Annotated in this window: 23 protein-coding genes; 13 read left to right on the plus strand and 10 right to left on the minus strand. The window is 42.7% G+C overall.

The genetic code is table 11. The annotated features are described in order from the left end of the window. Genes ACXAC4_RS01100 through ACXAC4_RS01130 form a run of 7 tightly spaced genes read right to left on the minus strand, consistent with a single transcriptional unit; the run spans position 1 to position 5859 of the window. Complete coding sequence (locus tag ACXAC4_RS01100) at positions 1 to 1521, minus strand: RNA polymerase factor sigma-54 (RefSeq protein WP_475158424.1); 1521 nt, start codon at positions 1519 to 1521, stop codon at positions 1 to 3. 47 nt (positions 1522 to 1568) lie between these two features. Beyond that, positions 1569 to 2294 (minus strand): LPS export ABC transporter ATP-binding protein, encoded by a 726-nt coding sequence (gene lptB, locus ACXAC4_RS01105; protein WP_138481556.1) that lies wholly within the window; start codon positions 2292 to 2294, stop codon positions 1569 to 1571. 2 nt (positions 2295 to 2296) lie between these two features. After that, positions 2297 to 2821 (minus strand): lipopolysaccharide transport periplasmic protein LptA, encoded by a 525-nt coding sequence (gene lptA, locus ACXAC4_RS01110; protein ID WP_349284757.1) that lies wholly within the window; start codon positions 2819 to 2821, stop codon positions 2297 to 2299. Further along, entirely contained in the window at positions 2811 to 3365 is a 555-nt protein-coding gene (gene lptC / locus ACXAC4_RS01115) for an LPS export ABC transporter periplasmic protein LptC (RefSeq protein WP_475158429.1), read from the minus strand. The genes lptA and lptC overlap by 11 nt, the downstream gene beginning before the upstream one ends. Beyond that, on the minus strand, positions 3362 to 3913 hold the full coding sequence (gene kdsC / locus ACXAC4_RS01120) for a 3-deoxy-manno-octulosonate-8-phosphatase KdsC (protein ID WP_475158430.1): 552 nt from the start codon (positions 3911 to 3913) through the stop codon (positions 3362 to 3364). The genes lptC and kdsC overlap by 4 nt, the downstream gene beginning before the upstream one ends. Beyond that, positions 3914 to 4885 carry a KpsF/GutQ family sugar-phosphate isomerase gene (locus ACXAC4_RS01125; protein ID WP_475158432.1) on the minus strand — a complete coding sequence of 324 codons (972 nt, stop codon included), beginning with the start codon at positions 4883 to 4885 and terminating at the stop codon, positions 3914 to 3916. Between the two features lie 14 nt (positions 4886 to 4899). After that, the gene (locus ACXAC4_RS01130) at positions 4900 to 5859 is read right to left on the minus strand and encodes a calcium/sodium antiporter (protein ID WP_475158434.1); all 960 of its coding nucleotides are present in this window, start codon (positions 5857 to 5859) and stop codon (positions 4900 to 4902) included. Positions 5860 to 6084: 225 nt separating this feature from the next. On the opposite strand from ACXAC4_RS01130, the gene ACXAC4_RS01135 reads away from it, so the two are divergent. Genes ACXAC4_RS01135 through murA form a run of 7 tightly spaced genes read left to right on the plus strand, consistent with a single transcriptional unit; the run spans position 6085 to position 10724 of the window. After that, the gene (locus tag ACXAC4_RS01135) at positions 6085 to 6891 is read left to right on the plus strand and encodes an ATP-binding cassette domain-containing protein (protein WP_475158437.1); all 807 of its coding nucleotides are present in this window, start codon (positions 6085 to 6087) and stop codon (positions 6889 to 6891) included. Continuing rightward, positions 6888 to 7667, plus strand: a complete 780-nt coding sequence (mlaE, locus tag ACXAC4_RS01140) for a lipid asymmetry maintenance ABC transporter permease subunit MlaE (RefSeq protein WP_475164013.1) — start codon at positions 6888 to 6890, stop codon at positions 7665 to 7667. The genes ACXAC4_RS01135 and mlaE overlap by 4 nt, the downstream gene beginning before the upstream one ends. Positions 7668 to 7682: 15 nt before the next feature. After that, on the plus strand, positions 7683 to 8228 hold the full coding sequence (gene mlaD / locus ACXAC4_RS01145) for an outer membrane lipid asymmetry maintenance protein MlaD (RefSeq protein ID WP_138481544.1): 546 nt from the start codon (positions 7683 to 7685) through the stop codon (positions 8226 to 8228). 2 nt (positions 8229 to 8230) lie between these two features. Continuing rightward, positions 8231 to 8905, plus strand: a complete 675-nt coding sequence (locus ACXAC4_RS01150) for an MlaC/ttg2D family ABC transporter substrate-binding protein (RefSeq protein WP_475158438.1) — start codon at positions 8231 to 8233, stop codon at positions 8903 to 8905. Further along, a complete protein-coding gene (locus tag ACXAC4_RS01155; RefSeq protein WP_138481540.1) occupies positions 8892 to 9191 on the plus strand; it encodes an STAS domain-containing protein in 300 nt (99 codons plus the stop codon). The genes ACXAC4_RS01150 and ACXAC4_RS01155 overlap by 14 nt, the downstream gene beginning before the upstream one ends. A gap of 5 nt (positions 9192 to 9196) precedes the next feature. Then, the gene (gene ibaG, locus ACXAC4_RS01160) at positions 9197 to 9454 is read left to right on the plus strand and encodes a BolA family iron metabolism protein IbaG (RefSeq protein WP_058028609.1); all 258 of its coding nucleotides are present in this window, start codon (positions 9197 to 9199) and stop codon (positions 9452 to 9454) included. A gap of 10 nt (positions 9455 to 9464) precedes the next feature. Then, positions 9465 to 10724 (plus strand): UDP-N-acetylglucosamine 1-carboxyvinyltransferase, encoded by a 1260-nt coding sequence (gene murA / locus ACXAC4_RS01165; RefSeq protein WP_475158440.1) that lies wholly within the window; start codon positions 9465 to 9467, stop codon positions 10722 to 10724. 98 nt (positions 10725 to 10822) lie between these two features. On the opposite strand, the gene ACXAC4_RS01170 is transcribed toward murA, so the two are convergent. From ACXAC4_RS01170 to ACXAC4_RS01180, 3 genes are all read right to left on the minus strand, one after another. Further along, positions 10823 to 11908 carry a trypsin-like peptidase domain-containing protein gene (locus tag ACXAC4_RS01170; RefSeq protein WP_475158443.1) on the minus strand — a complete coding sequence of 362 codons (1086 nt, stop codon included), beginning with the start codon at positions 11906 to 11908 and terminating at the stop codon, positions 10823 to 10825. A 134-nt stretch (positions 11909 to 12042) separates the two neighbouring features. Then, the gene (locus ACXAC4_RS01175) at positions 12043 to 13395 is read right to left on the minus strand and encodes a Do family serine endopeptidase (protein WP_349284748.1); all 1353 of its coding nucleotides are present in this window, start codon (positions 13393 to 13395) and stop codon (positions 12043 to 12045) included. A 160-nt stretch (positions 13396 to 13555) separates the two neighbouring features. Next, entirely contained in the window at positions 13556 to 14014 is a 459-nt protein-coding gene (locus ACXAC4_RS01180) for a Z-ring associated ZapG family protein (RefSeq protein ID WP_349284747.1), read from the minus strand. Positions 14015 to 14167: 153 nt separating this feature from the next. On the opposite strand from ACXAC4_RS01180, the gene zapE reads away from it, so the two are divergent. The 6 genes from zapE (at position 14168) to ACXAC4_RS01210 (ending at position 19597) form a co-directional block, all read left to right on the plus strand. Next, the gene (zapE, locus tag ACXAC4_RS01185) at positions 14168 to 15256 is read left to right on the plus strand and encodes a cell division protein ZapE (RefSeq protein WP_475164016.1); all 1089 of its coding nucleotides are present in this window, start codon (positions 14168 to 14170) and stop codon (positions 15254 to 15256) included. Between the two features lie 392 nt (positions 15257 to 15648). Then, positions 15649 to 16077, plus strand: coding sequence for a 50S ribosomal protein L13 (rplM, locus tag ACXAC4_RS01190; protein ID WP_058028614.1), 429 nt, complete (start codon positions 15649 to 15651; stop codon positions 16075 to 16077). Between the two features lie 11 nt (positions 16078 to 16088). Beyond that, positions 16089 to 16478 carry a 30S ribosomal protein S9 gene (gene rpsI / locus ACXAC4_RS01195; protein ID WP_058028615.1) on the plus strand — a complete coding sequence of 130 codons (390 nt, stop codon included), beginning with the start codon at positions 16089 to 16091 and terminating at the stop codon, positions 16476 to 16478. A 499-nt stretch (positions 16479 to 16977) separates the two neighbouring features. Beyond that, complete coding sequence (petA, locus tag ACXAC4_RS01200) at positions 16978 to 17565, plus strand: ubiquinol-cytochrome c reductase iron-sulfur subunit (RefSeq protein ID WP_138481527.1); 588 nt, start codon at positions 16978 to 16980, stop codon at positions 17563 to 17565. Then, on the plus strand, positions 17565 to 18863 hold the full coding sequence (locus tag ACXAC4_RS01205; protein WP_058028617.1) for a cytochrome b: 1299 nt from the start codon (positions 17565 to 17567) through the stop codon (positions 18861 to 18863). The genes petA and ACXAC4_RS01205 overlap by 1 nt, the downstream gene beginning before the upstream one ends. Beyond that, positions 18860 to 19597, plus strand: a complete 738-nt coding sequence (locus tag ACXAC4_RS01210; RefSeq protein WP_058028618.1) for a cytochrome c1 — start codon at positions 18860 to 18862, stop codon at positions 19595 to 19597. Before ACXAC4_RS01205 ends, ACXAC4_RS01210 begins: the two co-directional genes overlap by 4 nt. Positions 19598 to 19668 lie beyond the last annotated feature (71 nt).

Consider the following 19668-nt stretch of genomic DNA (forward strand, 5'->3'; position numbering starts at 1 on the left):
TTAAATCAAGCTCTTACGCTGATTTGACGGTGGAATAGAGAGTGACTCGCGGTATTTCGCAATTGTACGACGTGCCACTTTGATTCCCTGTTCTGCCAATATATCTGCAATTTTGCTGTCGCTCAATGGCTTAGCTGTATTTTCTGCAGCAATTAGCTTTTTGATCAATGCTCTAATCGCAGTCGATGAGCATTCACCTCCGTTTTCAGTGCTTACGTGACTTGAGAAGAAGTACTTCAACTCAAAAATGCCACGGGGTGTATGCATGTACTTCTGAGTGGTGACACGAGAAATGGTAGACTCGTGCATCTCGACCATCTCAGCAACATCATTCAAAACCATAGGCTTCATTGCCTCAGGTCCATGTTCAAAGAATGCCTGTTGTTGTTGCACAATGCAATTGGTAACTTTCATTAAAGTGTCATTACGGCTTTCTAAGCTCTTAATAAACCATTTTGCTTCTTGTAGGTGAGAGCGAATGAATTGGCTGTCAGTGCTTGATTTTACTGAGCGTGACATTGCCGCATAATGATCATTAACCCTAATTTTAGGCATACATTCAGGGTTTAGCTCAACAACCCAGCGGCCTTTTACTTTTTTCACCGACACATCAGGAATAACATACTCAGATTCTTCACGAATAATGCTGGCGGCAGGTTTAGGATTAAGGCTGTGAATGAGTGTCATCACTTCTTTTAACTCAGGCTCTTTGAGCTTGGTCTTTTTCATGATAGTGCGGTAATCACGGCTGGCCAGCAAATCAATATGCTCGCTTAACACCATTTTTGTTTCAGCTATGAAAGGCGTGTCTGCATCAAACTGATTGAGTTGAATACATAAGCATTCTTGTAATGAGCGAGCGGCAATACCTACAGGGTCAAAGAGTTGAATACGCTTTAATACAGCTTCTACTTCATCGAGTTCAATTAACTCTTCGTCATTGCCTTCATTAATACTTTCTAGGAGTTCTTCGGTACTAACAGTAAGTAAGCCTGCATCATCAACGGCTTCAACAATGGCAACGGCAATGGCTTTATCGGTTGGGCTGAATGGCGTGAGTTCTAATTGCCACATTAAATATTCGTGTAATGTTTCAGTGGTCTCACCCTGATAAACCGTTTCGTCTTCAGGCATAGGGCCGCTACTGGTGCTCGGTGCTGCACTCATGTACTCGTCCCATGTCACATCCATCGCGAGATCGTCACTGACAGTGTCTTTACTCAGTGCTGCATCGCTATCGAGTTCGTAATCGCTGGTCGGTTCATCACCGTGACCATCATCAGTAGAGTTAGAGAGTTGCTCGCTAGAGTCAGTGTCTTTGGTCGCTTTGTCTGAATCATTGCCATCAGTACTTGGCTCTAATTCCGACTCATCTACTTCGAGTAAAGGGTTGCTATCCAGCGCTTCTTGGATCTCTTGCTGTAGATCAAGTGTGCTCAATTGCAGCAAGCGAATTGCTTGTTGCAATTGTGGTGTCATGGTTAGTTGCTGCCCCATGCGCAGCTGTAGCGATTGCCTCATGTATTTCTAACAATCCTTTTTGTTATTTGGATTATGTCTTGCTTTAACTATAGACGGAATTGTTCACCTAGGTAGACGTCTCTTACGGTTTGATCAGCTAAAACTGACTCAGGCGTACCTGACGCGATTAATTCACCATGTGAAACAATATAAGCTTTCTCACAAACATCAAGGGTTTCTCTTACATTGTGATCTGTAATGAGGACACCAATGCCGCGGTTTTTTAAATGCTCAACAATTTTCTTTATATCTAACACCGAAATCGGATCAACGCCAGCAAAAGGCTCATCTAAAAGAATAAATTTAGGGTTTGCGGCTAAAGCGCGAGCAATTTCAACTCGGCGACGCTCACCACCTGATAAAGCCATGCCCTGACTGTCCCGAATATGTTGAATATTAAACTCATCCAGTAAGTCGTCTAAAGTTTGCTCTCTTTGTACTTTATTGAGGTCTTTACGGGTCTCTAAAATAGCCATTAAGTTTTGATAAACAGTCAACTTTCTGAAGATTGAAGACTCTTGAGGCAGATAACCAATGCCCATGCGTGCTCTACTGTGCATAGGTAGCAAAGTGATATCTTCATCATCTATGGTGACTTTGCCTTTATCGCTAGGCACAAGACCAACGATCATGTAAAAACTGGTGGTTTTACCTGCGCCATTAGGACCGAGAAGACCAACAATGCTTCCGGCTTCCACGCTTAGGCTGACATTTTTTACGACTTGGCGGCCTTTGTAGCTTTTTGCTAGGGCTGTGGCAGTTAACACACTCATGCTCATTGACCTTGTTCAGGGTTAGACTTTGATGCTTTTTTCTCTGGTATCAATACCGTGTGTACACGTTGCTGATTTTGTTCGTTTCGCTCAGCACTGATCAGTTGCTTCTCGATGTCATAAATAATCGCTTCAGCTTTTGTACTTTGACCTCCCAGGCTTATTTCAGCTTTGCCTTTGATGGTAAGTAGTCTATTGGCAACGTCATACCTAACTTCTTCTGCGCTGGCGCTTAATACTGTGCCATCCGGTTGCTTTTCGATAAAACGAGCTGGTTTGCCTGTTGCGACTAAAAGCTGCTTGTTTTCACCGAGCTCTTCACGCTGATGTACTTCTAATCTATCGGCATAAATTTCACGGTTGCCATGAATGATTTCAACATTTTCTTCAAAGATACCAATGTTTGTCTTTAATTGTGCTTGCTGCTTACCTGCTTTAATTGATACTTGTGACATAGGTGCTGTTTCAGCCAAAGCAAAGTTAGAAAAGCCGAGTAGTAGCAGTGAAAGAAGTAGTTTATTGGTCATAGTAAATGGTTCGCGTATGGTTAATGAGCTCAATAATTTCAGTATTGAGGTCGGCATTGAGGCCTTGCCCTTTTATATTTAAGTGAGGACCCACAATTTCTACGGGTAGATCTGAGCGCATGGCGCGCTGAGTTATATCTACTTGAATATGGTCTGCGCTGATTTGGTTTATCATAGCACCTTCAGTTAGATTTAGGGCTTTAACATCTCCCTCTAAGATCAGCATGTTATTTTCATATAAAGTGGCTTCATTGGCCGAAAGTTGCCAATTTTGTGGGCCATTAAACAGGGTGAATGTCGGTGATGTAAAATGGCTAAACCCGAGCTGCTGATAAAGCTCCATTTTATTCGCTTCAACTAGGTAATTTCGTATGCCGGCTTCAGAATATTTGGTTTGCTTTAGATCTGTAGCAACATAATCAGGGGTGGCGATGCTCTCTTCTTCGCTGGCACTTTGCTTTTTAGGCTGATCAAAATACGGTGACCATATCCAATACATGGTCAGTGCAAAAATAATTAATAATATGACGCGGTTGACCGTCATGCGCTTGTTCCTGATGTGCCGAGTGTATGACCCTGGCACAACATGAGTAAGTCAGTTAGTTCTCTCACTGCGCCAAATCCACCAGGCAGTAAAGTCGTGTAGTGTGAAAGATTGCGAATGATTGGGTGTGCATCATTTACGGCCACTGCAAAACCCACTTGCTCCATGACTGGCAAATCAGGACCGTCGTCACCAATATAAGCAATTTCGATATCTGTCAGGTTTAGGTTGGCTTTCAGCTCTTCGTAAGCTTTCACCTTGTCTTCTTGCCCTTGGTAAATATGTTCTACTGTTAAGCTAGTCATACGTTGCTGAACAATCAGTGAATGGCGACCGGTGATGACGGCAACTTCAACGCCTGAGTTGATCAGTGCTTTTATACCGAAGCCATCTTTGGTGTTAAATGCCTTTAATTCTTCGCCATTATTGCCAAGGTAAATACGGCCGTCAGAGAATACGCCGTCAATATCACAAATAAGTAACTTAATTTGCTTTGCTCTGGTTACTACATCCTGACTAATAGGCTGATATAAGTCGGCAAATTGCATTTAAATGACTCCTGCTTTTAATAAGTCTTGCATGTTCAGAACGCCAATTGGGCGATTAGTTTCATCAACCACGATCAAACCATTAATGCGTTTGTTTTCCATGATGTTTAACGCCTCAGCCGCAAGCATATCAGCTTTTGCGGTTGTACATTTGACTGTCATTGCATCATCAATTTTTGCGCTGTGCAAATCGAGTTTTTGCTCAATAATACGGCGTAAGTCTCCGTCGGTAAAAATACCGGCTAAGATTCCCTTTTCATCGACGATTGCCGTCATACCTAAGCCTTTGCTCGATATTTCGAATAACGCATCTTTGATTAGTTTGCCTGTTTCGATGATTGGCATTTGCTCACCTTGATGCATGATGTCATCTAAGGTCAGTAATAAACGTCTACCAAGTGAACCACCAGGATGCGAAAGTGCAAAATCATCGGCAGTAAAGCCACGTGCTTCTAGTAGGGCAACGGCAAGTGCATCTCCCATTACCAGTGTTGCCGTCGTGCTCGCTGTTGGCGCTAATCCCAATGGGCAGGCTTCTTTTGAGACCGCGATACACAAATGAATATCAGAAAGATTAGCCATTGCAGAGTTAGGGTTACCAGTCATGGCAATGGTTTTAGCTCCAATGCGCTTTATAACAGGAATAATATTGACGACTTCGCTGGTCTCTCCCGAATTTGAGATCAGTAACACCACATCGTCTTTGGTGATCATACCCAGATCACCATGGCTTGCTTCACCTGGGTGAACAAAAAAAGCGGGGGTGCCTGTACTGGCGAGTGTTGCAGCTATTTTGTTGCCTATGTGCCCTGATTTACCCATACCAATGACTATGGTTCTGCCCTGGCAGTCAAAAATAGCTTGGCATGCTTCAACAAAGCTTTCATCAATATATTGTGCAATTTCATCTATGGCTTGTTTTTCAATATCGATGACATTTAAAGCCGTTTTAGTAAATTGTTCAGCAGTCATGTGCACTCCAGCAACTAAATAATGTAATACATATACCCGATGAACGCGGCAAGCAGCAGCCCCCCTTCAACGCGGTTGATGCGGCGAGTGCCTTTGAGGCTTAAGCTCATCGCGATTAAGGTGAACGTTGCACAAAGCATAATGTAAATGTCGCGTTGTGCGATGTTTGCGTCGATATCAGCTGGGTTTAAGATCCCCGCAATAGAAAGCACTGCGAGAATATTAAAAATATTTGAGCCAATGATGTTACCCATTGCTAGGTCATCTTCATTTTTTAATACGCCAGCAATACAGGCAGCTAGTTCAGGAAGACTGGTACCAACTGCAATGATTGTTAGGCCAATTAATAAGTCGCTCATACCAAAATATTTGGCAATATCAACGGCCGCATCAATAAGGTAACCTGAGCTAATAGGGAGCATAATCATACCCACGACTAACCATAAAACAGCTTTACTGGTTGGTACATTATTGGGTACTTCATCACATGCTTCAGTAACTAAAGGATCATCGTCTTGGTTGCCTGAACGTTTGGTTAAAATAAGTAAGGTCGCGAGGAAGGTGATAAAGCCAGCAAATAAAACCAGGCCTTCAGTGCGACTAAAGTGATTGTCACTGACGATGAACCAAGCACCTAAAGACACAATCACAAGCAATGGCATCTCGCGTTTTAAGATACCAGAGCCAACAGAAAGTGGGCGCAACAGTGCGGTAATACCTAATACTAGTAGTATATTGGCGATGTTCGAGCCCACCGCATTACCCACTGCGGTATCTGTTTTATCTGCAAAAGCAGCCTGCGCTGCAACCATCATTTCCGGGGCCGATGAACCCATTGCTACTATAGTTAAACCTACGATTAATGTCGGTACACCGAAATTTCTTGCCAATGCTGCCGCACCAAAGACAAAGCGGTCCGCACTCCAAACTAACGCGGCAAAACCAAGTATCAAAATGATGAAAGATAAAATCATAAAAAGAATATGCCAACAACGAAAACAAAATTGCGGCAAATAGTATCAAAAGCATAAAAAAAAGTATAAACAAAACGCTAGGTAAAAAGCTTTATTCATAGAAGTGAGCTATTACTAAAGCAGAGCTGTATCTACCGCTTACAAAATTTTACGAATTCTCTTTTCACACTAAAACCAAAAAAAAGTATGATATGCAAATTGGTGAACCAGAATGTGGAGCGCGACTTGTCGCAATCAATTATCGAAATCAAGGATGTAACTTTCTCCAGAGGTGATAGGACCATCTATAAGAACATGAGTTTCTCGGTACCAAAGGGGAAGATAACCGCAATTATGGGCCCGAGTGGTATTGGTAAAACTACTATGTTGCGCCTTATTGGCGGTCAATTAAAGCCAGATAGTGGCGACATTACATTTGAAGGGCAAAGTGTACCGGGTATGACCCGTGCTGAGCTTTATGAAGCCCGTACGAAAATGAGCATGCTCTTTCAAAGCGGCGCGCTTTTCACTGATATGTCAGTATTCGATAATATCGCTTTCCCGCTCAGAGAACATACGCAATTAAGTGAAGAGCTAATTCGCCTTGTTGTACTTATGAAGCTTCAGGCTGTTGGCCTTCGTGGTGCCAGAGATTTAATGCCGTCAGAATTATCTGGTGGTATGGCAAGACGTGCAGCACTAGCGCGCTCAATAGCTTTAGATCCTGACCTCATCATGTACGATGAACCGTTTGCTGGACAAGACCCAATTTCAATGGGCGTATTAGTACGTCTGATCAAGTCGCTTAATCAAGTGTTAGGTTTGTCTTCTTTAATCGTAACGCACGATGTAACAGAAGTACTGAGTATTGCGGATCATGTGGTGATTATTGCTGAACAAGGCGTGATTGGCACGGGCACGCCAGAGCAGATGTTGCAACATAGTTCGCCACTAGTGCAGCAATTCTTAAAAGGGTTATCAGACGGTCCAGTGCCTTTCCACTTTAAAGCTGCGCCTTACGAAGATGAATTGTTACTAGGAGCCCAGCAATAATGGATTTTTTACAAGCATTAGGCCATAAAACACTGAGTCGTTTTGCTTCATTAGGGCGTGCAACACGTATGTTATTGGGCGCCTTGCTAAGTATGCCTAATTTCAAAAAAGGCACGCCGTTGTTAATTAAGCAGCTGTACATGGTAGGTCATCAATCGTTATTGATCATCATGGTGTCGGGCTTATTCATCGGCATGGTACTGGCTTTACAAGGTTATACCGTTTTGGTGGGGTACGGAGCTGAAGACAGCTTAGGTCCTTTGGTTGCATTGAGTTTACTTCGTGAGTTGGGCCCGGTTGTAACTGCACTATTATTTGCCGGTCGTGCGGGCAGTGCATTAACTGCCGAGATTGGTTTGATGAAAGCAACCGAGCAGTTATCAAGTCTAGAAATGATGGCAATTGATCCGCTTAAGAGGGTCGTAGCCCCTCGTTTTTGGGCTGGTTTTATTAGTATGCCGCTGTTGGCATTGATATTTTCAGCAGTTGCAATTATTGGTGCGCACTTAGTGGGCGTTGATTGGTTAGGTGTCGATTCAGGCAGCTTCTGGTCAATCATGCAGTCTCAGGTGTCGTTCCAGCAAGATATTTTAAATGGCATGATCAAGAGCTTCGTTTTTGCACTGATCGTGACATGGATTGCGCTTTACAAAGGATACGACTGTGTTCCTACATCCGAAGGGATCAGTAAAGCGACCACTGAAACAGTTGTTCATTCGTCGCTGGCCGTTTTAGGTTTCGACTTTTTATTAACAGCGGTGATGTTTTCAAATTAAGGGTTTTGAGAAATTATGAATACACGGAAAATAGAAATTTTAGTTGGCTTATTTGTCGCACTCGGCGTTGCAGCCTTTGCTATTTTAGCGCTTAAAGTCGCAAACTCAGGGATCAGTGGTAATGGTGATACATACACGCTGAGCGCTAAATTTGAAAATATTGGTTCTTTAAAAACACGTGCGCCGATTAAAGTGGGTGGTGTTGTTATCGGTCGTGTTGAAAGTATTTACATTCACCCACAAGAATTTTTACCTGTTGTGAATATGAGTATTGATGCGAGCTACGAGTGTCAGTTTTCTGATACAACCTCTGTCTCTATTTTAACATCAGGTATTTTAGGTGAGCAGTACCTTGGCCTTTCTCCAGTTATTGCTGCTGAATCAGCGAAGCAAAGTTGTTTAGGAAATGAAGTGACAAGTAATGCAGGCTCTGAATTAGATGACCTATTCGGTGTTGAAAGTGTCGCGCTTAAAAATGGTGACATGTTAACTGATACTAAATCGGCATTGGTGCTTGAAGAGCTAATTGGTCAATTCCTGTTTAACCAAGGTGGGGAATAATCATGTTTAAGAAGTTTTTAATGGTTGCTGTAGGTTTAGTGATGTCTGCTCAGGTGCTCGCCGCATCACAGGTGGATTTAAGCGATCCGTATAAAATGGTTGAGCAGGTTGCTGACAATACATTTAAACGTGTAGCCAAAGATCAAGGCATCATCTCGACTGACAAAGAGCACTTACGTGTTATTGTTGAACAAGAACTGATGCCATATGTAGATTACAAGTATGCGGCTTATCGTGTGCTTGGTAGCTATATTCAAAAAGTACGTACCATGACAGATCCTGCTGAGAAAAAGCAGGCTGTTGAGCATATTAAAACATTCATCGATGTATTCCAGCGCTACTTAGTGGCAACTTATGCTGGCGTGTTTACCCAGTATAAAAACCAAAAGGTGGAGTTTGGAGAAGCCCGCAGTTTTGATGGCGATGATGTTGCAGTTGTAAAAACCCGCATTGTTGAGCCAGGTAAACCTGATATTAAGATTGACTTCAAGGTACGCAAAGGGAAAGGTAATGAGTGGCGTGCATATGACATGATGGCAGAGGGTATTTCATTACTTGATGCGAAACAAACTGAATTGCATGGTGTGCTGCGTCAACAAGGTATCGAACATGTTATCGATCTTCTAGATAAAAAGAGCCGTTTACCAGTTCAATTCAGAGGTGATGATGGCAACTAATTTGCAGTTTTCACCACAACAAGAAGGTGTAGTCGCGATTAAGGGAGAATTAACCCGAAATAGCTTAATAGATGAACGCCTTCTTAACCAACAGCTACAAAGTACGCAGTCAGTCCTATATTTTGACCTTTCTGAGGTTTCTAGGGTTGACACGGCGGGCTTAGCTTGGTTAATTCACTCTTTAGGTCTTTTGCAACGCCAAGGTAAGCGCCTTGAGCTGAAAAATATACCTGAGCAGCTGCATAAATTGATGGAGTTAGGTCAGGTATCTAACTTATTTGAGTGAATCTAATGGAAACAAACCAAGTCGAAGCGGTATTACAAGAAGCATTGTCACTAGAAGAAGTCATAGTTAAAGCCAATGGTAGTCACTATGAGGTGATTGCAGTTGGTGAATGTTTTGACGGGGCGAGTCGAGTTAAGAAGCAACAGCTAGTTTACGGGCCTTTGATGGATGTGATCAAAGACGGCACCATTCACGCTTTAAGCATTAAAGCCTTCACGCCAACAGAGTGGCAGAGAGAACGTAAATTCATCCTTCCTCAATAACGGAGCCACAATGGATCAGTTTGTTATCCAAGGTGGCACCACCCTAGCTGGTGAAGTCACAATTTCGGGCGCTAAAAATGCCGCCCTTCCTATTCTTTTTGCAGCCTTACTTGGGAATGGCAAGAGTATTTTCTCGAATGTACCTCAGCTTCGCGACATAGGCACAACTGAAGCGCTGCTAAAGACGCTTGGCGCAGAAGTTAAATGGCATGGAGATAATCTTGAAGTCGACGGAAGCACCGTTGATAAAGTGCTAGCCCCATATGAACTTGTAAAGCAGATGCGTGCATCTGTATTGGCATTAGGGCCTTTATTAGCCCGTTTTGGTCAAGCTCAAGTTTCTTTGCCGGGTGGTTGTGCCATTGGTGCTCGCCCAGTCGATTTACACATTCGCGGCCTAGAAAAAATGGGCGCAACCATTAATGTAGAAAACGGCTATATTAATGCGACGTCTTCGGGTCGTCTGCAGGGCGCTGACATCTACATGGAAACCGTGAGTGTAGGCGCGACAGAGAACTTACTGATGGCAGCAACGCTTGCTGATGGTAAAACGGTATTAGAAAATGCGGCACGCGAACCAGAAATAGTAAACCTTGCTGAATGCCTAGTGGCAATGGGGGCAAAAATCTCAGGTGCAGGTACTCATCGCATCGAGATTGAAGGGGTTGAACAGCTATCTGGATGCGAGCATAAAATCTTACCAGACCGTATTGAAACAGGTACTTTCTTGGTGGCTGCAGCAATGGCGAAAGGTGAGGTGTTATGTAAAAACACAGATTACCATAGTTTAGAGCCTGTGCTTGAAAAGCTGCGAGACGCCAATGCCTTAGTTGAAGTGCAACAAGACAGCATCTACATCGATATGCGTCAGCGCGAGTTAAAAGCTGTGAACATTAAAACCATGCCTCACCCTGGCTTTCCAACGGATATGCAGGCGCAGTTTACGGCGATGAATGTGGTAGCAAATGGCAGTGCAACAATCACAGAAACGATTTTTGAGAATCGTTTTATGCATGTGCCTGAATTACAGCGTATGGGTGCCAATATTCGTTTAGAAGGCAATACAGCGATTTGTGGCGATACTGATAAGTTATCGGGCGCACAAGTCATGGCGACTGATTTACGTGCGTCAGCGAGCTTAATTTTGACGGGTATTGTTGCACAAGGCGAGACTGTGGTTGATCGTATCTATCATGTTGATAGAGGGTATCAGCGTATCGAAGATAAGCTAAGTAAGTTGGGTGCGAATATTAAACGCCGTCACAATTAATCACGACTTATCTATTCTCATTTTAAAAAGCGACCTAGTTAGAGAGGTCGCTTTTTTGTATATGCTTTGGCTTGAATTAGCTGAGTTCACGAATTGAATTAGTTGGTGTTAATTTCTAGCTCAGCAACAGTCAAAGTAATAGTTCTGTGTTCACCATTTCTCAGCACCTCAAACTCAAGTTCAGTGCCAGGCTTTGTGTTACCAATGAACTGTAATGTTTTTTGTGGGTTAGAAATCGATTGGCCCGCAACTTTAACAATAATATCTCTATCTTGCATACCCGCTTGCCATGCTGGGCCCAACGGGTCCAGTTCGCTGATCAACAAGCCAACAATCGGAGTATATAAGTCGGTTACTTCATTGCCAGAACTATCAACGGCGGTGCCTCTAAAGCCTAAGTAGCCGCGAACCACTCGACCATCCGCGATAAGTCGTTGCATGACTTGTTTGGCTAACTGATAAGGTACAGCGAAAGATATTCCTTGTATGTCTATATTCAGTCGCGTTCTAAATTGTGCTGAGGTAATGCCAACGAGAATACCGTTTGAGTTAACTAAAGCCCCACCAGAATTGCCTACATTCACAGCGGCGTCCATTTGCAGCAAATTGTTATATTGACTATCAGTGAGTGTTTGCTTACCTGTGGCACTGATCACGCCTTGGGTAATGGTTTGACCTAAATTAAGGGGGTTACCAATCGCTAAAACTACATCGCCCACGCGAGGAATAAACTCATCGTCGGTTGGGATAACGGGTAGGTGCTGACCTGGGATTTTTAGCAAAGCGAGATCGGTGATGGTATCAAAACCGATCACTTGTACATCATAGAAGCGTCTACCGTCAGTCAAGATGACCATGATTTGGTCTGCGTCATTAACCACATGGTAGTTTGTCAGAATATAGCCATCGCTCGACATAATCACACCAGACCCGAGTTCTTGTGTGGTGTTACGCCTTTGGTATCGAGGCACGGATGAAATACTTTCAGAAAAAATCGTTACCACGGCAGGTGAGGCTTTAGCGACTGAGTCGGCAAAGCTCATATGGCTACTGGTGTAATGGCTTGGCATAGCGAGCTTTGGCAAAACGACGCTTTTTAGATTGGGTGAGAACCAAATCACTAAAAATGCGATCCCAAGGCCGACAAACAAAGGGGGAAGAATAAATTTAAAAAGTTTTAGCACGCCATCGCTCATTTTTATTCATTACACAACAAACAGTTATTTTATCTTACTGAAAGCAGAATAGTAATGATGGCACAAATAAAAATGCAGCGACAATAAGACGCTGCATTTTATTAGCTAAGACTTAAAACAAGTTATTGAATTAGAATAAACACAGAGTCTCGTCCGCGTTTAATTCCCAATACGATGTTGCCTTGAATGTCTTCGATTAAGTTGCTCATATCGCGAATGTTCTTAACGCGCTGACGGTTTACTTGCATGATCACATCACCTTCTTCAAGACCAACTCGCAGAGCTGGTGAGCGCTCTTCGATACTAGAGACAATGACACCTTGGTTGCCGTTACGCTCGCCACTTTCCAGCACAGCACCGCGTAGCATCGGGTGTACTTTATCTGCTTGAGCTTGCAGCTCGCCTTGGCCTTTAAGTGTCACTTCAATGGTACGTTTTCTACCGTCGCGGAATACACCTAGCTCAATGGTTCTACCTTCACCTATGGTGGCGATTTTGCCTCTAAGCTCTTCGAAGCTTTGGATCTCATCACCATTCAGACTGACAATCACATCATTGGCTTTAATACCGGCTTCGTTTGCCGCTGAGTCTTTTACTATTTGCATAACAAAGGCACCTTGCTGAACTTCTAAATCTTGCGCTTTTGCTAGGCCTGCATCTAGTGTACGGCCAATAATACCTAAAGAGCCTCGGCGTACTTGTCCAAATTCGATTATTTGATCAACGAGGTTCTTCATCATATTAGAAGGGATGGCAAAACCGATACCGACATTACCGCCCGAAGCGCCAAGAATGGCAGTATTAATGCCGATTAGCTCACCGTTTAGATTTACCAAAGCGCCACCTGAGTTACCTTGGTTAATAGCCGCGTCGGTTTGAATGAAGTCTTCATAGCCTTCAATATTTAAACCACTACGACCCAACGCACTGACAATACCTGATGTTACAGTGTGGCTCAGGCCGAACGGGTTACCAATGGCAACTGAGAAGTCACCGACTCGTAGCTTGTCAGAATTAGCCAGTTTCACCTCTGTGAGGTTGTCCGCGTCGATTTCTAGCAATGCGATATCAGATTCTTTATCGCGACCAACCAGTTTGGCATCAAACTCTCTTCCATCTTTCAAAGTAACGATAATTTTATCGGCTTCGTCGATAACATGGCTGTTTGTTACTACGTAACCTTCATTGGCATCAATAATGACACCAGAACCTAACCCACTGAAAGGACGCTTTTGGTTACGAGGTTGAGGATTACCAAAGAAGTAGTCAAAAGGGTCGACACGACGGCGAACCTCTTTTGCGCCTGATACACGAATACTCACAACCCCAGGTGTAACGCGTTCTAGCATTGGCGCAAGGGTAGGTAAAGACTGGCCATCGACCGCGACAGGGAGTTTGGCTTCAACTGCTGTAGGAGAAAGAAAAAGGGCTGTTGAAAAAATAGCAGCAGATAATAACGATAGTTTTAGTTTCATAGTCAATAAGTACTCCGAAAAGTAATAACGCCCATTTTCTTTTAATCATTAAAAAGCGGGCATATATCATTGATGATAGGTAAGTAAACTTTTTGCTTTCTTACCAGTTCGTCATTTTTGGTAACTGTACTTACTGACTATGGGGGCTAAAAAAAGTTCATCAAGAGACTTTTGATTGCTCAACTTCTGAGCTTTCGCCTGAGAAAATACCTGTTTCACCTTCAGCATAATCGCTTGGTTGTGCTGACAATGTATCATTTTTCGCTTCACGGCGGCGCTCAGGGCGACTTTGTAACGAAGCTTGTAGTTGCTCCGTGGTTTCTTTTGAGAAGAAAGGTTCATCAGGCATAGCAGGTTTAACATTTAGCAGTGCTTTATCTGTTTCTTCGACATGGATCAGAAGCTGAGAGTAACTGTCTTGCATTTTAGTCATTAACTTCTTAGTGCTTGCAAGGTGGTCTGCTACTTCTTGGCGGTATTGCTCTAATTCGTGCTTTGCAGATTGTACTTGTTGCTCTAAATCGTCATGCTTAAGTTGTTTCTTGGTGATCATTGAACCTAAGAAAAATGCAGCAATAGCAACTACCACAATTAATCCTAACCAAGCAAATGTTGTCATAGAGAGTCTCCTTAAAAATACGCGCTCTATAAGTGTAGCAATTATTCGGCTACGTAATAAAAAATGTAATTCAAACTATCAGCTAAATATACGCGGAGTTTTGATGCGTGTTAATATATGCCTCAAATAAAAACGTTTAGTTTGTGAAAAATGATGACACCTTGGGAAAAATATCAACAAGACCTACAACGAGATGACTTTCAATATGATGCGGCACAAGAAAACGCAGTAAGGCATTTACAGCGTTTGTACGATGATATCGTGAACCAACCAGAGCAGCCCCAAGGTTTCTTTTCTCGCTTATTTAATCGACAGCCACAGCAAAAAATTACTGGCCTTTACTTTTGGGGCGGCGTAGGACGCGGTAAAACATACTTAGTTGACACCTTTTATGAGGCATTACCAACAGATAGGAAAATGCGAGTGCATTTTCACCGTTTTATGCATCGTGTACATGATGAGCTTAAAAAGCTAAAAGAAGTAAAAGATCCACTGGAGACTGTGGCCGATATTTTTAAAAAAGAAACAGACATCATTTGTTTTGATGAGTTTTTTGTACAAGATATTACCGATGCCATGCTGCTGGGTGGCTTGATGCAGGCGCTCTTTGCACGAGACATTATTTTAGTTGCAACGTCAAATATTGTCCCTGATGAGTTATATCGTAATGGTCTTCAGCGTGCTCGTTTCTTACCAGCCATCGCCCTAGTGAAAGAAAATACCGAAGTCGTCAACGTCGATTCGGGCATTGATTATCGCTTGAGAACGTTAGAGCAAGCAGAGATTTTCCATAGCCCGCTTGACGCACAAGCAGATAAAAACTTGTTTGAATATTTTGATAAGCTCTCACCTGAACCGGGCAAACTTGATGAAGCCATCGAAATCGAAGGGCGCCTGATCAAAACCCGAAAAGTTGCCGATAGTATTGTGATGTTCGATTTCACACAAATTTGTGAAACGGCGCGTTCACAAGTAGACTATATGGAGATCAGTCGTATATACAACACTGTGATCCTTTCTAATGTAAAACAGATGGGGCAGCAGAATGATGATGCTGCCAGACGTTTTATCGCTTTGGTTGATGAATTCTATGAGCGTAATGTAACGCTTATTATCTCAGCCGCCGCACCGATCACAGAGTTATATACCGATGGCACACTTAATTTTGAATTTAGGCGCTGTATCAGTCGTTTACAAGAGATGCAGTCGCACGAATACCTCGCAAGAGAACATCTCGCCTAATAATACTTAATCATGTTTGAGGGACTAAAACTGACGCTAGCTTCGTTGAATAATTTCTTATTTAGAACAACTAAATAGCAAAATTATCGCCTTGCTATCGACAAGTTTTACTTGCCTAAAAATAGATTACTTAATTAAGAGGATTGGTATAAATTTCTCGCTCAAATCAACGCGATTATTTTTTTTGTAGAAAAAACAGTCGCACACTGGAAAAGCCTCTTCTGTGTTGCTATAATCCGCGGCCTGCCACGTTGCGTTCTATAGCCCTCGTCGGCTTAGCCACCGATTTGAGCGGCATAAAAGTCTTAAACTCGAAGGGGTTCAAGCACTCATAGTAAAGCGGTAACTTTTTGTTACCTGTGGTTTTAATTTGAAACATTGGATTTTATTTAATGAAAACGTTTGTTGCTAAGCCAGAATCTGTAAAACGTGACTGGTACGTAGTTGACGCTGAAGGTAAAACTTTAGGTCGTATCGCTACTGAAATCGCTCGTCGCCTACGCGGTAAGCATAAAGCTGAGTACACACCTCATGTTGACACTGGTGATTACATCATCGTAATCAACGCTGAGAAAGTTACTGTTACTGGTAACAAAACAACTGACAAAGTGTACTATGCTCACTCTGGTTTCCCAGGTGGCCTTAAGTCTATCACTTTCGATAAGCTTCAAGCTAAAAAGCCTGAAATGATTATCGAAAAAGCAGTTAAAGGTATGTTACCAAAAGGCCCTCTAGGTCGTGAAATGTACCGCAAACTAAAAGTATACGCAGGTTCTGAGCACGCTCATGCAGCTCAACAGCCTCAAGTACTGGACATTTAAGGAGCTAACTCATGGCAAATCAATACTACGGTACAGGTCGTCGTAAAAGTTCAAGTGCTCGCGTATTCTTACGCCCAGGTACTGGCAACATCGTAATTAATCAACGTTCTATCGAAGAATACTTCGGTCGCGAAACTTCTCGCATGGTTGTTCGTCAGCCTCTAGAGCTAGTTGAAATGACTGAAAAGTTTGACCTATACATCACTGTTGCTGGTGGTGGTTCAACTGGTCAAGCTGGTGCTATCCGTCACGGTATCACTCGTGCGCTTATGGAGTTTGACGAGTCACTACGTCCTACTCTACGTAAAGCTGGCTTTGTTACTCGCGACGCTCGTAAAGTTGAGCGTAAGAAAGTGGGTCTTAAGAAAGCACGTAAGAACACTCAATTCTCGAAGCGTTAATTTTTTACGTTTACAAGAATTCAAAAACCCAGCTTATGCTGGGTTTTTTGTTTTAAAAGTCCAAATATTTTTCATTTCCTATCCCAACCCACGTCAAACAATCTGTGTTCGACTTATTGTTTACCTAATATTTTCAATATTTATTGTAATTAGTGAAGATCTGACGATAAATCAGCGCTTTTTTTTGCTACAATTGCGGGGCAAGTAAAGTGAGTAAGGTTTGATGCCCTTTTGGGTACCCTCGTCTCCTCATAGATGGGGTTGATCTTGGTCAGTATATTGTGGTTATAAAAACGTTATCATAACTAACTAGCTTTCGAGGCTACGACTAAAATGGGTAGTAAAATCCATGCTTTATTAGTCTTGATACGGGTAATAACCTTGTTTTCATCAAGGTAATTATTTATGATCGCGTCTATTTTGTAGTTTCTTAATTTAACCTGCTGTAACTGATGTTCTCAATATAGCAAGTGTTGAGGATCATAGTGGAGATAAGTGGATGAGCAATGCGCCTGTAGACAACAGCCGACGTCGCTTTTTGACCATAGCTACCTCTGTTGTAGGTGGTGTTGGTGCGGCTGGAGCTGCTGTTCCTTTTATTGCGTCTTGGAATCCAAGTGAGCGAGCTAAATCTGCGGGTGCGCCTGTAGAAGTAGATATCAGCAAACTTGAGCCTGGACAATTAATTCGTGTTGAGTGGCGAGGTAAACCTGTATGGGTTATCAATCGTACGCCAAAAATGCTTGAGCAGATGAAAGCTCACGAAGGTCAACTTCGTGATCCGCAGTCTGAAGAGCCTCAACAATTAGATTCAGCTAAGAATGAATACCGTTCTAAGCGCCCTGAAATTTTCGTGGCGGTTGGTATTTGTACTCACCTAGGCTGTTCACCAAGCTTCTTTAATGGTGGCTTCGGTGAGTTCGTTGAAGGTACTGAATCAGGTTTCTTCTGTCCTTGTCACGGTTCTAAGTTCGACATGGCCGGCCGAGTATTCCAAGCGGTGCCTGCACCTCTAAACTTAGAAATCCCACCTTACACCTTTATTGATGATACAACCATTTTGGTTGGTGAAGAAGAGGTTGCATAATGGCTGGTAAACAAGATAACGCTTCAACAGGTGTTGTTGGTAACGTCATCAACTGGATTGATGACCGTATTCCAATGACGCGTGTTTGGAACATGCACATCGCGCAATATCCTGCGCCAAAAAACTTTAACTTCTGGTACTTATTTGGCTCTTTAGCAATTTTAGTACTTGTAAACCAAATTCTAACTGGTATCTGGCTAACAATGAGCTATGTTCCTTCTGCTGAAGGCGCATTTGCTTCAATCGAATACATCATGCGTGATGTTGAATATGGTTGGTTATTGAGATACATGCACTCAACGGGCGCCTCGGCATTTTTCGTGGTCGTGTACTTACACATGTTCCGCGGTATGATCTATGGCTCGTACCAAAAACCACGTGAACTACTATGGCTATTCGGTATGCTAATTTTCTTAGCATTAATGGCTGAAGCGTTCATGGGTTACCTACTACCTTGGGGTCAGATGTCATTCTGGGGTGCTCAGGTAATCATTTCATTATTCGGTGCTATTCCGGTAATTGGTGATGATCTAACTCAGTGGATCCGTGGTGACTACGTAATCTCTGGTGCGACGCTTAACCGCTTCTTTGCACTTCACGTAATCGCATTACCACTTGTACTCGTTATTCTAGTATTCCTACACATTGTTGCGCTTCACGAAGTGGGTTCAAACAACCCTGATGGTGTTGAAATTAAGCGTAAGAAAGGTTCTGTGGCTGAAGAAGATAAGCCTAAGTTCCAATTCCATGAATATTACACAAACAAAAAAGATATTGTTGATGCAATCCCGTTCCACCCTTATTACACAGTTAAAGATGTATTAGGTGTAGCTGGTTTCTTAATTTTCTTCTGTTGGGTTGTGTTCTTTGCACCAGAGATGGGTGGTTTCTTCCTAGAAGCGCCAAACTTTGAAGCAGCTAACCCGCTGAAGACACCAGAGCATATCTTCCCTGTTTGGTACTTTACGCCATTCTACGCAATCCTACGTGCTATCCCTGATAAGCTAATGGGTGTAATTGCAATGGGTGCATCTATCGTACTACTGGCATTACTGCCGTGGTTAGATCGTGGTAAGGTTCGTTCAATTCGTTATCGTAGTAAGTGGCACAAGCTGAACATTGCTCAGTTCGTTGTAACGTTCATCATCCTAGGTTGGGCTGGTGCGACACCTCAGACTGATTTGTCTACAGTTCTATCGAGAATTACGACAGTAACTTACTTCATGTTCTTCGTATTACTATTTGTATACTCGAAGAATGAGCAGACTAAACCATTGCCTGAGAGGTTAACGAAATGATGAAGAAGCTAATTATTGGTTTATTCGCATTGCTGCCTACTTTTGCAATGGCAGCAGGTCCTTCGGTACCACTACTAGAGTCAAACCATGACTTAACTGACAATGCGTCTTTACAGCGCGGTGCTAAGTTGTTCATGAACTACTGTCTTGGTTGTCACCAAATGCAGTATCAGCGTTATGAGCGTACTTTCCGTGACATAGGTATTCCTGTAGAGATCGGTCAAGAAACGCTTATATTTGATGGTTCTAAAGTTGGTAGTCATATCAATAATGCAATCAAGATCGAAGATGCTGCAACTTGGTTCGGTGCTCCACCGCCAGATCTAACACTAGTTGCACGTGTACGTGGCGCTGATTGGATTTACACTTACTTGAAGTCTTTCTATGTAGATGAAAGTCGTCCATTTGGTGTAAACAACTCAGTATTCCCATCAGTGGGTATGCCACACGTACTTCAAGAACTTCAAGGTGTGCCAACTGCACGTTTTGAAGAAGTTGAAGAGCACGGTGTTAAAGTTCAAAAAGTAGTTGAAATCACAACAGATGGTTCTGGTGAGATGAGTGCTGATGAGTACGACCAAGCAGTACGTGACTTAACGAACTTTATGGCTTATGTTGGTGAACCAACTCGCTTAAAATCAGAAGCGCTAGGTTATAAGGTATTAGGATTTTTAGTAATCTTATTTATCTTGGCCTTCTTCTTGAAGAAAGAGTACTGGAGAGATGTTCACTAATACAGTGATACATTCTTAAAGTAATTTTGTAATAGGGGCGCATGCCCCTATTGCTGTTTATAATGATTTAT

It is taken from the genome of Pseudoalteromonas sp. AWM4_233 (genome assembly GCF_056158285.1).

What these genes read in the sequence shown, in the direction of transcription:
- ACXAC4_RS01100 (WP_475158424.1), bottom strand. Translation starts at nt 1,521, where the DNA reads ATGAGGCAATCGCTACAGCTGCGCATGGGGCAGCAACTAACCATGACA.
- lptB (WP_138481556.1), bottom strand. Translation starts at nt 2,294, where the DNA reads ATGAGTGTGTTAACTGCCACAGCCCTAGCAAAAAGCTACAAAGGCCGC.
- lptA (WP_349284757.1), bottom strand. Translation starts at nt 2,821, where the DNA reads ATGACCAATAAACTACTTCTTTCACTGCTACTACTCGGCTTTTCTAAC.
- lptC (WP_475158429.1), bottom strand. Translation starts at nt 3,365, where the DNA reads ATGACGGTCAACCGCGTCATATTATTAATTATTTTTGCACTGACCATG.
- kdsC (WP_475158430.1), bottom strand. Translation starts at nt 3,913, where the DNA reads ATGCAATTTGCCGACTTATATCAGCCTATTAGTCAGGATGTAGTAACC.
- ACXAC4_RS01125 (WP_475158432.1), bottom strand. Translation starts at nt 4,885, where the DNA reads ATGACTGCTGAACAATTTACTAAAACGGCTTTAAATGTCATCGATATT.
- ACXAC4_RS01130 (WP_475158434.1), bottom strand. Translation starts at nt 5,859, where the DNA reads ATGATTTTATCTTTCATCATTTTGATACTTGGTTTTGCCGCGTTAGTT.
- mlaD (WP_138481544.1), top strand. Translation starts at nt 7,683, where the DNA reads ATGAATACACGGAAAATAGAAATTTTAGTTGGCTTATTTGTCGCACTC.
- ACXAC4_RS01150 (WP_475158438.1), top strand. Translation starts at nt 8,231, where the DNA reads ATGTTTAAGAAGTTTTTAATGGTTGCTGTAGGTTTAGTGATGTCTGCT.
- ACXAC4_RS01155 (WP_138481540.1), top strand. Translation starts at nt 8,892, where the DNA reads ATGATGGCAACTAATTTGCAGTTTTCACCACAACAAGAAGGTGTAGTC.
- ibaG (WP_058028609.1), top strand. Translation starts at nt 9,197, where the DNA reads ATGGAAACAAACCAAGTCGAAGCGGTATTACAAGAAGCATTGTCACTA.
- murA (WP_475158440.1), top strand. Translation starts at nt 9,465, where the DNA reads ATGGATCAGTTTGTTATCCAAGGTGGCACCACCCTAGCTGGTGAAGTC.
- ACXAC4_RS01175 (WP_349284748.1), bottom strand. Translation starts at nt 13,395, where the DNA reads ATGAAACTAAAACTATCGTTATTATCTGCTGCTATTTTTTCAACAGCC.
- ACXAC4_RS01180 (WP_349284747.1), bottom strand. Translation starts at nt 14,014, where the DNA reads ATGACAACATTTGCTTGGTTAGGATTAATTGTGGTAGTTGCTATTGCT.
- zapE (WP_475164016.1), top strand. Translation starts at nt 14,168, where the DNA reads ATGACACCTTGGGAAAAATATCAACAAGACCTACAACGAGATGACTTT.
- rplM (WP_058028614.1), top strand. Translation starts at nt 15,649, where the DNA reads ATGAAAACGTTTGTTGCTAAGCCAGAATCTGTAAAACGTGACTGGTAC.
- rpsI (WP_058028615.1), top strand. Translation starts at nt 16,089, where the DNA reads ATGGCAAATCAATACTACGGTACAGGTCGTCGTAAAAGTTCAAGTGCT.
- petA (WP_138481527.1), top strand. Translation starts at nt 16,978, where the DNA reads ATGAGCAATGCGCCTGTAGACAACAGCCGACGTCGCTTTTTGACCATA.
- ACXAC4_RS01205 (WP_058028617.1), top strand. Translation starts at nt 17,565, where the DNA reads ATGGCTGGTAAACAAGATAACGCTTCAACAGGTGTTGTTGGTAACGTC.
- ACXAC4_RS01210 (WP_058028618.1), top strand. Translation starts at nt 18,860, where the DNA reads ATGATGAAGAAGCTAATTATTGGTTTATTCGCATTGCTGCCTACTTTT.